The sequence below is a fragment of the Desulfoluna spongiiphila genome, from assembly GCF_900101345.1.
In the GTDB taxonomy this organism is placed as follows: Bacteria; Desulfobacterota; Desulfobacteria; order Desulfobacterales; family Desulfolunaceae; genus Desulfoluna; species Desulfoluna spongiiphila.
Window position 1 is genome coordinate 163,008 of record NZ_FMUX01000001.1, and the last position, 13,010, is coordinate 176,017.

Genomic DNA, 13,010 nt, shown 5'->3' on the forward strand with positions numbered 1-13,010 from the left:
GACCCGGTGCCTCACCTGGGGTGCCGGAGATTCCTTACGCGAAGGTCCCAGTTCCAGACGCTGACCATGCCGCCCATCATCATCTTTTCCACGTTGTGGACAAACATCTTATCGCCCCGGACCTTTCCAATCACCTCCACGTCCTGGCTGACAAGGACCTGCTTGGCACCGCGCTTCATGTTGGTAAGAAAGTAGGTGCTGCCGTCTTCGGCCACAAGCACAAAATCACGTTCCATGGAGACCCGGGGGTCCGAAAGGTCTGTTGGGCAGGTGGTATCATTCAGCACGCAGCTCGCCCCCATGATCTTTCCCTTGACCATCATTATTTCGGCAAAGGCGGGGGACGTCGAAAAGATCGCCAGAAGCGGCAGTACCAGAAAAAGCACGTAAACTCGTCGGGTCATGATCTGTCTCCTTAGGTTGTTGGGGGTCCATATGCCTGCTTGAACGGAGCGCCTGGATAAACGCGGTCCGCGGATGGATCACATCATGGGTTCCTTAACAAACACCGAGGGAGGAAAGGGGCCGGTAAAGATCACTGGACCGGCCATCTGAAGTACTCCCCATTATCATGCAAAGCAACCGTTATGTCAATTATTCCCACAGGGTGAGTACCTGAAGAAAGAACACACCGCCTCCGGCTTTTCATTTGCAGGCGATGGTGGTATAGCCCTTTGGTGTAAGGGCCGCACGGGACCCTGCGGTAGAGCTCCCGCCACCGGCACTTACGGGCACCATGCCCGTGACTTTTTTCAAGGTATAGGCACCTGTTATGAGTGTATTTGAAATCGCCATGCTGGTCTGCTTCGGCTTTGCCTGGCCCGCATCCATCTGGAAATCCTGGACCTCCCGGAACAACTCGGGCAAAAGCCTTCAATTCCTCTGTATTGTCCTCGTGGGCTATGCCGCAGGCATCGCCCACAAACTGATCTATAGCTATGATGGCGTCATCATCCTGTACGGCATCAACGCCATGATGGTCACCACAGACATTGTCCTGTGGTTCCGCAACGGGCGGCTGATGAAAGGAGACCCTGCCATGGATTTCTCCGGCCAGGCCCCCCGACCGCAAGCCCATGGGTAACAGCACGCGTCCCTGAGCCCAACACGGGAAATCCCTGTGCCCGCCCACCTGTGTTTTTTCTATACTTCTTCCTCTTTTTTAGCTATCTACTATCGTTTGTTACATTAACATTGTTTATTAATCAAGGGATTCGTACATTATATTGAGTGACGCGTCGACAGCAAACCAACTATCCACACCACATAAACGAGTCAACATGCCACAGGAGGAAGATGTGAAAACGCAAAATGTTGTGATGGTCAGTGCCTGCCGAACCGCCATCGGCAAATTCCAGGGAGCCTTAAAAAACGTCTCGGCCCGAGAGCTCGCCGTCCATGTGGGAAAAGAGGCTGTTGCCCGCGCCGGCATCGACGTGGAAGCCATCGATGAACTGGTCCTTGCCCAGTGCCTTCCCGGCATGCAGGGGTCCCTTCCCGCCCGCCAGGTGTCCAAGCGCATCGGCTTCTCCGATGCCAGCAGCGCCGTCTCCATCAACCAGAACTGCGGCTCGGGCATGCGTGCCGTGGAGATCGCCGCCCACAGTATCATGCTGGGCAAAAACGACATCGTCATGGCCGTGGGTGCCGAGAGCATGACGGGTGCCCCCTACATGCTCCCCAAGGCCCGGTCCGGATACCGCATGGGCCCGGGTGCCATCGAGGACTCCCTCCTGGCCGACGCCCTGGTGGACGAGCTGGCCGGGGGCCACATGGGCACCACCGCCGAAAACGTGGCGGAACAATACGGTATCACCCGTGAAGAGTGCGATGAGCTGGCCCTGATGAGCCACACCCGGGCCCTTGACGCCATCGCCGCTGGCCGCTTCAAACGGGAGATCGTCCCCTATGAAATCGTGACACGGAAAGGGACCACGGTCTTCGACACCGACGAACACCCCATCGCCGGAAGCACCCCCGAGAGCCTTGCCAAACTCAAGCCCGCCTTCAAAAAAGGGGGCGTGGTCACCGCCGCCAACGCCTCGGGCATCAACGACGGGGCCGCCGCCGCCATCTTCATGAGCGAGACCAAGGCCAAAGAGCTCGGCATCACGCCCTTGATGAAACTCATCAACACGGCCTGTGCCGGTGTGGACCCGAAGCTCATGGGCCTGGGGCCCGCCGTGGCCATCCCCAAGGCCCTTGCGGGCACGGGGGTCCACTTTGACGACGTGGAGTACTGGGAGGTGAACGAAGCCTTTGCCGCCCAGTTCCTCGGGGTGGGCCGCATGCTCAAAGAGGAGTACGGCCTTGAGCTCTCCATGGACAAAACCAACCACAACGGCTCCGGCATCGCCCTGGGCCACCCCGTGGGCTGCACGGCCCTGCGGATCCTGGTGAGCCTCTACTACGAGATGGAGCGCCTGGACCTCACGGTGGGCGGGGCCTCCCTCTGTGTGGGAACCGGCCCTGCCATCGCCTCCCTCTGGACAAGGGCGGTGTAAGGCCGTATAACGGATTCAGAAAGCATACATGAAGGGTTTCGCGATTCATCCCCCCGGCGCCACGCCCGCGGGACCGTGCGAAACCCCATGATATCCCCGGCAGCGCTTCCCCTAAGGGCTGCCGGGGCCACATCATCAACCTGCCTTGCCTATGCATCTTCTGGAGCCGCCTGTGAAAACCTTTGCCCTCTGGTTCGCGTCATTTTTTGTCCCAAACCACACCCTCACCGCAAACCCCGATGTCAGGGCCCGCTACGGCGTCCTGGAGGGGTGGGTGAGCATTGTGGGCAACACCCTGCTGTTCGCCGTCAAACTGGCCATCGGCCTGGCCGTGGGCAGCGCGGCCCTCATGGCCGACGCCATCCATACCCTCTCGGACTCCGCCACCTCCGCCGTGGTCATCGTGGGATTTAAAATGTCCCGGAAACCGTCGGACAGCGAGCATCCCTTCGGCCACGGACGCATCGAGCCGGTGGCCACCCTGATCATTGCCATCCTCCTTTTCGTGGCCGGTTTCGAGCTCCTCAAGCACAGCATCACCGCCACCTTGCACCCCACGGTCTCCAAAGCAGGGGTGGTGGCCATCGTCATCGTCACCGGAACCGCGCTGGCCAAAGAGCTCATGGCGCGCTTCTCCTTTGCCCTGGGGGACCTCATCGATTCGGCCACCCTCAAGGCCGATGCCCTGCACCACCGAAGCGACGCCTTCTCGACCCTGCTCGTGGTGGTGGCCCTGGGGGCATCGCACCTTGGCTACACCCAGGTGGACGGCATCATGGGCATCGGGGTCTCCCTTGTGATCTTCGCCTCGGCATGGGGCATTGCCCGGGAGGCGGTGAACCCCCTCATCGGCGAAGCGCCCTCCCAGGTGTTCCTGGACGAAATCGAAGGAGCCTGCCGCAGTGTCACCGATGTGCTGGGTGTCCACGACATTGTGGTCCACAACTACGGCGAGAACCGCATTGTCTCCCTTCACATTGAGGTCTCCCACACCCTCTCGGCCCTTGCCATCCACGAAATCGCCGAGGACGTGGAAGAGTCCGTGGGCCGCATCACACAAGGCATGGTGGTGGTCCACATGGACCCCATCAACCGGGACCATCCCCACTACGACACCGTGCTCACCGAGGTGCAGAAGGTGGTGGCCCAGGACGAACGGGTCCTCACCTTCCACGACCTGCGCATCGTGGGGGCCAGCCTGGACCGGGGCACCATTCTTTTTAACATCACCCTCAACAACAACGACCGCCCCACGGACCACCGCGAGGTACTCCGGGAGACGCGCGATAAAATCCAGGCCCGGTTCCCGGGCCTGGACCTCCTCATTAAAATCACCCCCATGTTCAGCTACAACCCCTAAAGGAGACCCTTTCAGATGACCACCATACCCGAGAGACATGAGATACCCGACGCCCACAAATGGGACCTCACCCCCATGTTCGCCGATGACGCGGCGTGGGACGCGCTCTTCAGGGAAACCGAAGCCAGGATCCCCGGATACAAAACCTACCAGGGACGCCTGAACGAGTCGGCCTCGGTACTCAAAGAGGCCATTGACTACGACCTCTCTGTGAACCGCTCATTAGAGCTTCTCTACACCTACGCCCACCTCCGCAACGATGAGGACAAGACCAACGCCACCTACGACGGCCTCTTTCAAAAGGCCGTGAATCTTTATGCCCGCATTGCCCAGGCATCGAGTTTCTTCACCCCCGAGGTCCAGGCCATCGATGAAACCACCATGAAGGGGTTCCTCGCCGACCCGGCCCTTTCCGGGTACCGGTTCTTCATGGAAAAAATCCTGCGCTACAAGGCCCACACCCGAAGCGAGGAGGTCGAAGAGCTGCTTGCCATGTCCGCCGAGGCCATGGGCGCGCCCTCCCGCATCTTCAGCCAGCTGGACAACGCCGACATGCGCTTCGGCACCATCGAAGACGAAACCGGCAAAACCCACGAGCTCTCCCACGGCAACTTCATCGCCTTTCTCATGAACCCGGACCGCGGGGTGCGGAAAAACGCCTTCACCACCTACTACGAGGCATACGAGGCCCACAAGCACACCATCGGCGCCTCCCTTTCCTCTGCCATCAAAAAGGACCTGTTCATCTCCCGGGCCAAACGATTTGACGCCACCCTCTCCCGGGCCCTGTTCGCGGACAACGTGGACAAGGAGGTCTACACCGGCCTCATTGAAAACGTCCGAAACGGTTTTTCGCCCCTTTTCGACTATCTCTCCCTGCGGAAAAGCGTCCTGGGCGTCGACGCCCTCCATATCTACGACACCTATGTGCCCCTGGCCTCCGATGTGGCGTTCCACATGGACTACGACGAAGCGGTGGAGGTGACCTTAGAGGCCCTGGCACCTCTGGGCGAGGCCTATGTCAGCACCTTGAAAAAAGGGCTGACGGGCGGCTGGGTGGACCGGTATGAGAACCGGGGCAAACGAAGCGGGGCCTACTCTTCGGGCTGCTACGATTCCAACCCGTACATCCTCCTCAACCATGACGCCACCAGCATCAACAGCCTCTTCACCCTGGCCCACGAGGCAGGCCACTCCATGCACTCCCACTACTCCCGGACCACCCAGCCCTACATCTACGGGGACTACACCATATTCGTGGCCGAGGTGGCCTCCACCTTGAACGAGGCGCTCCTCGGCAGGCACCTCCTGGAGAAATACAAGGGGGACAAAAAGATGGAGACCTACATCATCAACCGGGAGATCGACAACATCCGGGGGACCCTCTACCGCCAGACCATGTTTGCCGAATTTGAGATGCGCATCCACGCCATGGCTGCCGACAACCAGGCCATCACCCTCACCACCCTCACAGACCTCTACGGCAGCCTGCTTTCCGATTACTTCGGAGACACCCTTGAGGTGGATGAAGCCCTGAAGCTGGAGTGCCTGCGCATCCCCCACTTCTACTCCTCCTTTTACGTCTACAAATACGCCACCGGTATCTCAGCGGCCCTGGACATTGCAGGGCGCATCCTGGCCGGAGAGGAAGGGGCTGTGTCCCGTTACATGGAATTCCTCACCCTGGGGGGCAGCAGGTTCCCTGTGGATGAACTGCGTATCGCCGGGGTGGACATGACCCGGCCGGACCCGGTCAACAACACCATCGCCCACTTCGGCTCCCTGGTGGAACGACTGAAAACCCTCCTTTCCTGATCCATGCAGGTGAACAAGGCCCCCGACAGCAATGCCGGGGGCTTTTTTTTCCGGCCTCCCAGCGCAAAAAACAAGGGCCTCTGGCGCCCATGCCCCCGGATCGACCCTGCCCGCCTGTCGGTTCCCCCTCGCATCCGCACACATTTTCCGGTATAGTGGTCTCTATAATCCCACTAAAAAATCGAAGGGTTTGTCACCTCACCCGTCCCCCGTACAAGACGTCCCAGGCCTTGATAACGAAACCCAGTTTCGCCTGGGGTGAGGACACCCGCCCATCGCCAGGAGGTATCCATGGACGCCATCAAACAGGATCGCCGTTTCAACCGATCGGACACACGACAGGAATCCCTCACCAACCTTCTCAACTACTCAAAAATATACGGCGGCTTTGATCACGCCATCATCATCCACAGAGGGGACGTGGTGGCCAAGTCGAACCAGGCGGACCAGTTTACCCGCATGAAGGACATCGCATTGATCCTGGAAAAATCGGCCGGATACCTCTCCAAGGCAGCCGCCTACCCCGATATCCAGACCATGGTGGCCCAGACCTCCCGGGGCGACAGCGTGGGCTGCTATTTTTTCAAATCCGTCAGCGGGGCCCCTTGTGCCATCGTGGTCCTGTCAAAAACGCGCATCCCCCCGTCCGCCGATAAAATTTTTGCCCGAACCGCCACCGGCTATGAACGCATCATGAGAACCACGTCAACCTGATGCCGGCCCTTCAGCCATGCCCCCGCAGCCCACATTGCCGAGGGCATGGCCACCCATCCCAAGCCCCTCCCACCGGACAACCCGCTGGTATCCCCTTCATTTTTCTAACATTCCCCCTTGAACCAACCCGTTGGAGTATGCTTTAAAGGAAAGCATCCATGCTTCATGTGCGGTATCCCGATTCAAACCATGTCCCTCGCAATCCCCCGACGAACCGGACCCCAAGTGACAGGGAGACTTGTATGATCGAAGTAAACCAGGAGCGGCGTATCAACCGTTCGACCAACCAGAGAGAAGCCCTGAACAACCTGCTTGACTACACCCGACTGAAAGGGGGCTTCAGCCATGCCCTCATTGTCGATGACGACGGGGAGCTGGTGGCGTGCTCCACTCCGGCCGGCAACGCGGCAACCATCGGCCCCATGGCCTGGGTACTCCAGAGAGCCGCCACAACCCTGTCCGGTCCCGTGGACTTCACCCAGGCCGAGACCGTAATCATCCAGGTTTCCGAAGGGAACAGCCTGGCCTGCCACTTCATCCGGGGACGGATTACCGGGGCCATCCTTGCCACCGGCGAAGGGAAGCTCCCCCCCTCAACGGAAAAGATCCTTGCAGGCGCCGCCGAAAGCTACCTCCGCATCATGACCAAACGCTGAGGCCCCGCCAGAGCAACGCATCTGTCCGTCCGTGCCCTGTAAAACCTCTGTGTTTCCTCAGCCGTCCTATGCTATAGGACCTGACAGGACCGCTTTTTCATACGCGCCACGCACCAGCAACCCAAAACAGACAGATGCAGCAACCATGGATCACCCCATACTGACCCCCATCGGCACCGTGCACTCCTGCTTCACCGAAAAATTCGGCGTCCCCCGGCAACCGGGCATCGTCACCGAAGCCATCGGCAGCATCGAACTTCTGGCCCCATACAACCGACCGGAGGCCGTCCGTGAACTGGACGGGTTCTCCCACATCTGGGTGATCTTTCTCTTTGATCGGTCCACCCGTGGGGAATGGAAACCCACCGTTCGCCCGCCTCGGCTCGGGGGCAACAAAAAAATCGGGGTCTTTGCCTCCCGCTCCAATTTCCGTCCCAACCCCGTAGGCCTGTCCGTGGTACGCCTTTTGTCCGTGACCGAGGAAAAGGGGAAAATCCTCATCCATGTCAAGGGCCTGGATATTCTGGACGGCACCCCGGTGCTGGACATCAAGCCCTACATCCCCTATGTGGACGCCGTTGCCGATGCCACCGGGGGATTTGCCCCGGAAAAACCAGAACCCCGCCTCTCCGTCGGCTTTGCCCCCGAGGCGGAACAGGCCCTCAGCGGGCTCTCCCATGCCGACTACCCCAACCTCAAGGGCATCATCACAGGGGTGGTGGAGCAGGACCCCCGCCCGGCCTACTACGATGCCCGTAAAAAAGATGCCTCCTTCGGCTTTTGCCTCTGGGACCTGAACATCCGCTGGCGCGCCGAGGGCACCCATGCCACCATTACGGAGATCACGCGATGACAGCCTCTTCTCCATGGGACGACGCCAGCGACACGGACCAGCCAACGGAACGGCCCTGCAAAATCACCAACATCGACTACAATGAAAAGCGCCCCGGAAAGGCCGACATCTTTTTAAACGGGAAAAAAGCCTTCAGCATGAACGCCTTTGATGCCGCCCTGCTGGAGCGCGGATCCGTCATGGCCCCCGCAGAAGTCGAAAAACGGGCCTTTGAAGACGAAAAACAACGCTGCTGGGCAAGCACACTGCGCCTGCTGGGAGTCCGCTCCCGAAGCCGTGCGGAGCTCATGCGTCGCCTCCGGGACAAAAAATTCTCCAGAAAAGCCATCGAGCTCTCCCTTGACCGGGCGGAAAAAGCCGGATTCATCAATGACGAGGCCTTTGCAAAGGAGTGGATCGATTCCCGCCTGAGAAACCAGCCCAAGGGGCGCTACCTCCTCAAACAGGAACTCAGGCTCAAGGGAATCGATGACGCCCTCATCGACCGCCTCCTTGAGGAGGGCGTTGATGAAACCTCCGCCGCCCTCACCCTGCTCCGCAAAAAAGCCTGGAAATGGAAAAAAATGGAGACTCCCGTCTTCAAGCAAAAGGCATACACCTTCCTGGCCGGCAAGGGGTTTGCCTTCGACATCACCAGGGAAGCGGTGGACCTCTTCCTGCAGGAGAGAGAAGACGAGCCGGAATAGTAGCCCCCTGGCCCACCGGGCCAGCAGGTGGCCATCCCTTCAAGATAACGGATAAAACCCAGGCCCCTTTTCCGTAAAAAATGCCCCTCCTCATTTGGCTGTTTCCTTCTTTTGCTTCAACGTCTCAGCCTCATCCATCCCTATTTTTCTTGCTCTTTGAGACCTCTGTTGATATGCATCATGATTTGACCCATCCCATGCGTCATGGGGTGGAATCAATGATCAGCTCAAAAAATAGTACGATCGGTAAAACGTCAGATATCATGCGTCGCAGGGGTATGGCAGACCAGACGGCAGGACCTTTTTCCGCCAACGCATTCAACCCTGTGCCACATAAGCGAAAGTGCGATTTTCACGGTCCAAGGGGGCAGCAATGGAATTTGAAAGTGTTCTGGAGGTTCAAGAGAGGCTGGAATCTCAACGGTATATCTCCTCTCGGGAGATTGCAACGGTGGTCTACCTGGCCGTGGCCATGGAAAAACCCATCCTGGTGGAGGGCCCTGCTGGGGTCGGCAAAACCGAGCTGGCCAAAAGCATTGCCAAGGCCCTTGAGCGGCCCCTGATCCGCATGCAGTGCTACGAGGGCCTGGACGAATCCAAATCCCTGTACGAGTGGGAGTACGCCAAGCAGCTCCTCTACACCCAGATGCTCAAGGACAAAATCAACGACATCGTCTCGGACACCGCCACCCTGGCCGGCGCCGTGGATGAAATCGCCAACCACGAAGACGCTTTTTTCTCGGAAAAATTCATCCAGACCCGCCCCCTCTTGACCGCCATCAAATCCGAAGACCCGGTGGTGCTCTTGATCGACGAGATCGACAAGTCCGACCCCGAGTTCGAAGCCTTTCTCTTAGAGCTCCTCAGTGACTTCCAGATCTCCATTCCCGAGATCGGTACCATCACCGCCACCACCAAGCCCATTGTCTTTTTGACCTCCAACAACTACCGGGACATGAGCGATGCCCTCAAGCGACGCTGCATCCACCTCTTCATCGACTACCCCAATATCGAAACCGAGATGGACATCGTGCGCATCAAGCTCCCCGACATCGACGAGACGCTCCTTAAAAAAATCGTCACCATCGTCGCCCGGATCCGGGACATGGACTTAAAGAAAAAGCCGTGCATCTCCGAGACCATCGACTGGGCCACCGCCCTTCTCACCCTCCAGATCGAAGACCTGTCCCCGGAGATCGTTGCCACCACTTTGAACCCGCTGCTCAAATACAAAGCGGACTACGAGCTGGTCAAACGAAACATCTCCGATCTGTTGCCAAACTAAAAAAGGGCAAAAAGCAGGCCTCCGGCGGCAAGGTGAGCCAGCTTGAAAGCTGGTTGCCGCAGCGCTTTAACCCTCGTTCCTCGGGTTAAATCACAGCGGCATTCTTATGGGGGCATACATTTTTTTTTGCGTGAGCCCTAAGTCCCGTTATTCTCGCCGGCTGTTTGTCCGAGAAACGAAGGCAGACAGCCGGCAACCGAAAAGTTTTTGCGGAGCTTTTTTCAAAAAGCGACCCGCCGGAGGCACCCATGGTCAATCTGACATTGCGATTTGTGAACTGTTGTCGGGCAGCGGATTTAAGGGTCTCCACTGCCGAGGTGCTGGACGTGGTCCAGCAGCTGGCCATTGTGGATCCCTTTGACGAGTTTCAGTTCTACACGGTACTCCGAACCAACTTTGCCAAGAGCCACCGGGATCAGGACCGATTCGAGCAGCTCTACAACCTCTTCTTCCATGAGATGAAAAATGACCTCACAGGGGTTGAAATCACGCCGGAGAGCGAAGGGTTTGATGAGGTCATTGCCCAGCTGGCCAAGGAGATGGAAACAGACGGGGATGCCATGAAACAGGCCATCCTCGATTTCATGGCCGGAAAGCCCCTGGGCTACCTGGACCTCATCAACAAGCTCCATAAGCAGGAAGAGCAGGCCGCCACTGGCCTTAAATCCAACATGACCCAGCTCTCCAGCCGCCTGGAGGTAATGCTCAAGATCAACCAGATGAAAGAAAAGGTGCTCCAGTTTTTAGGGGGCAACCACGCCGTGGTGGACGACTCCGTGAAGGCAAAGATCGAAGAGGAGTTCTCCCGCCGCCTGGAGAGCGCCTACGACATCCTCACCAAAGAACCGAAGACCAAGAACTCCGGACTCAAAACCGTGGCCCACAACGATGAGCACTACGACGAGATCGGTCAAATCCCCTTCTCCTCCCTCTCGGCAGACGAGATCGAAGAGGTAAGAGACGTCATTCGCCAGCTGGTGAAAAAACTCGAAGAGATCGCCACGCTTCGCTACTCCGTGGCCAAAAAGGGCGAAATTGACGTCAAGAAGACCCTGCGCCGGGCGGGAAAATACCTGGGGATCCCCATTGAGATCATCCGAAAGGACAAGCCCCTGCGCAAAGGAAAGATCGTGGTGCTCTGCGACGTTTCGGGCTCGGTGTGGGCCACGGCCCGCTTCATGCTCAACATCCTGTATGCCCTGCAGGAGTGCTTCAGCAAGGTGAAGAGCTTCATCTTCGTCTCGGAGCTGGCCGAAGTCACCGACCACTTCATCGAAAAAGAGGTCAACGACGCCATCGAGGCCATTATGAAGGACGCCCCCATCAACTACTACGCCCAGACCGACTACGGCATGGCCTTCCAGACCTTCAAAAACAACCACCTCCCCGACCTGGACAAAAAAACCACCCTCATCATCATCGGCGACGCCCGCTCCAACTACCAGAACCCCCAGGACCACATCTTAAGGCAACTCCGGGACAAGTGCCGCCGCATCATCTGGCTCAACCCGGAACAGGAAAAACAGTGGTCCGAAGGCGACTCCGAGATGTACACCTACAAGGCACACTGCCACGAAGTCCGCGCCTGCGGAAACTTAAATCAGCTTATTGATTTTATTCAGGAGTTGGTGCTGTAGAAAGCAGGAAATAGAGGAGAGGGAAACAGGTTATAGGTGAAAGGACAGAAACCATTCAGCTTATGCCTCCGGCGGCCCTGCCGGGGGCCAAACTTTTAGCCTGATTTATAAAACCGGGTTTGACAAACAGGTCTTAAGCAAGCCTTTCCAGGCTCCGCCGAAATAATTTCCACTTTTTCACATTAGAAACGTTTTTTTCGGAGCTTTTTTTTCAAAAAAGCGACCCGCCGGAGACAAGCTGAATAGTTACAGTTTAACAAACACATCTTAAGGGCATATTTTCAGTTGACGCCGACACGAATACGGATGTGATTTGACCCGAGGAACGAGGGGCAAAGTGCATTCGTAACCAGCTTTCAAGGTGGCACACCTTGCCGCCGGAGGCTTTTTTTGAGCTGAATAGTTACAAAGATGTGCACGCGCATCCTGACCAACACCCCCGACGCCGCGCAAACCACCGGCGCGGCTACACCCTAACCAAAACCACCGTGATGTTGTCCCGCCCGCCATGCCGGTTGGCAGCATCCACCAGCGCCTGGGCCTTCCACGCAATCTTTTTCTTTTTAGCCATGATCCCCCGGATCTCCTCTTCAGGCACCATGTCCGTTAAGCCGTCGCTGCACAGAAACAGAAAATCACCGTCTTCAAGGGTTTCGGTGGCCATGAAAAGATCGTCCTCGGTGAGGGTCTCTGTGACCACCAGGGCCTTTGTGAGGACATGGCTCCGGGGGTGTGCCCGAAGCTCCTCCTTGGTAAGGGAGCCGTTTTTGTAAAGGGGCCAGATCTCGGAGTGGTCTTCGGTGAGCTGGCGCAGGTCGCCATCACGGAAAAGGTAAGCCCGGCTGTCCCCGATGGCGACCAGGGACACGGCCCCATCCCGGACATGGGCAGCCACAAGGGTCGTGCCCATGCCCTTATAGGCCTCATGGGTCGTGGCAAGGGCGTGGAGCGCTGTATTGGTCTCGCACACCAGCGCTGCCAGACGCTCCGTGGGTTCTCTCCCTGTCAGGGGCTCGGCATAAAAATCCCGGGCGATCCACCCTGCGGCGAGGCTGCTGGCCACCTCACCGGCATTACCGCCCCCCATGCCGTCGCAAAGGATATAAAGCCTCCCCGAAGCTTCAATGGCCGCCTCGGAGATCTCCCAGGTGGCATTTGCCTCAGGAAGAAAAAAAGAATCCTCGTTATGGGTATACTTCTTGCCAATATCGCTCATGGCTGCATGGAGCGAGGTGTCTCCCCTCAAAAATGAAAACATAACTCTCCGCGTATCTATTCAGCTCAAATTCAAAAAATGCCTCCGGCGGCCAGGGGATGATCCCCTGAGCCCCAGATTGCGAATGTCCTCCCTCTTCGTTCCTCAGGGTGAGGACATTCGCGAAGGTTTCCATAGAATGAAATTAGACCTGTTTGTCAAACCCGAGGTATAAGACAGGCAAAAGTTTGCCCCCGGCCGGGCCGTCGGAGGCAAGGGTTGCGAAGCCACTGCAGTGGAAATAC

12 protein-coding genes are annotated in these 13,010 nt (G+C 58.0%); 10 read left to right on the top strand and 2 right to left on the bottom strand.

Annotated features, from left to right (window positions below):
- Positions 1-11 precede the first annotated feature (11 nt).
- Positions 12-404: a hypothetical protein gene (locus BLQ12_RS00695; protein ID WP_092207267.1), complete on the bottom strand. Its 393-nt coding sequence runs from the start codon at positions 402-404 to the stop codon at positions 12-14.
- Between the two features lie 368 nt (positions 405-772).
- On the opposite strand from BLQ12_RS00695, the gene BLQ12_RS00700 reads away from it, so the two are divergent.
- The 10 genes from BLQ12_RS00700 to BLQ12_RS00745 all read left to right on the top strand — a co-directional run bounded on the left by BLQ12_RS00700 (position 773) and on the right by BLQ12_RS00745 (position 11,510).
- Complete coding sequence (locus BLQ12_RS00700; protein WP_092207269.1) at positions 773-1,084, top strand: hypothetical protein; 312 nt, start codon at positions 773-775, stop codon at positions 1,082-1,084.
- 214 nt (positions 1,085-1,298) lie between these two features.
- Positions 1,299-2,504, top strand: a complete 1,206-nt coding sequence (locus BLQ12_RS00705; protein ID WP_226859941.1) for a thiolase family protein — start codon at positions 1,299-1,301, stop codon at positions 2,502-2,504.
- Between the two features lie 172 nt (positions 2,505-2,676).
- Positions 2,677-3,864 carry a cation diffusion facilitator family transporter gene (locus BLQ12_RS00710; protein WP_175469405.1) on the top strand — a complete coding sequence of 396 codons (1,188 nt, stop codon included), beginning with the start codon at positions 2,677-2,679 and terminating at the stop codon, positions 3,862-3,864.
- Positions 3,865-3,879: 15 nt separating this feature from the next.
- Positions 3,880-5,679 carry an oligoendopeptidase F gene (gene pepF, locus BLQ12_RS00715; RefSeq protein WP_092207274.1) on the top strand — a complete coding sequence of 600 codons (1,800 nt, stop codon included), beginning with the start codon at positions 3,880-3,882 and terminating at the stop codon, positions 5,677-5,679.
- Between the two features lie 291 nt (positions 5,680-5,970).
- On the top strand, positions 5,971-6,393 hold the full coding sequence (locus BLQ12_RS00720; protein ID WP_092207276.1) for a hypothetical protein: 423 nt from the start codon (positions 5,971-5,973) through the stop codon (positions 6,391-6,393).
- A gap of 242 nt (positions 6,394-6,635) precedes the next feature.
- Positions 6,636-7,049 carry a hypothetical protein gene (locus tag BLQ12_RS00725; protein ID WP_092207278.1) on the top strand — a complete coding sequence of 138 codons (414 nt, stop codon included), beginning with the start codon at positions 6,636-6,638 and terminating at the stop codon, positions 7,047-7,049.
- A 145-nt stretch (positions 7,050-7,194) separates the two neighbouring features.
- Complete coding sequence (tsaA, locus tag BLQ12_RS00730; protein ID WP_092207280.1) at positions 7,195-7,902, top strand: tRNA (N6-threonylcarbamoyladenosine(37)-N6)-methyltransferase TrmO; 708 nt, start codon at positions 7,195-7,197, stop codon at positions 7,900-7,902.
- The gene (locus BLQ12_RS00735; protein WP_092207282.1) at positions 7,899-8,588 is read left to right on the top strand and encodes a regulatory protein RecX; all 690 of its coding nucleotides are present in this window, start codon (positions 7,899-7,901) and stop codon (positions 8,586-8,588) included. Before tsaA ends, BLQ12_RS00735 begins: the two co-directional genes overlap by 4 nt.
- Positions 8,589-8,961: 373 nt before the next feature.
- Positions 8,962-9,873 carry an AAA family ATPase gene (locus BLQ12_RS00740; RefSeq protein WP_092207284.1) on the top strand — a complete coding sequence of 304 codons (912 nt, stop codon included), beginning with the start codon at positions 8,962-8,964 and terminating at the stop codon, positions 9,871-9,873.
- Between the two features lie 248 nt (positions 9,874-10,121).
- Positions 10,122-11,510, top strand: coding sequence for a vWA domain-containing protein (locus tag BLQ12_RS00745; RefSeq protein ID WP_092207286.1), 1,389 nt, complete (start codon positions 10,122-10,124; stop codon positions 11,508-11,510).
- A 466-nt stretch (positions 11,511-11,976) separates the two neighbouring features.
- Here BLQ12_RS00745 and BLQ12_RS00750 read toward each other — a convergent pair whose 3' ends face one another.
- On the bottom strand, positions 11,977-12,768 hold the full coding sequence (locus tag BLQ12_RS00750; RefSeq protein WP_092207288.1) for a protein phosphatase 2C domain-containing protein: 792 nt from the start codon (positions 12,766-12,768) through the stop codon (positions 11,977-11,979).
- Positions 12,769-13,010 lie beyond the last annotated feature (242 nt).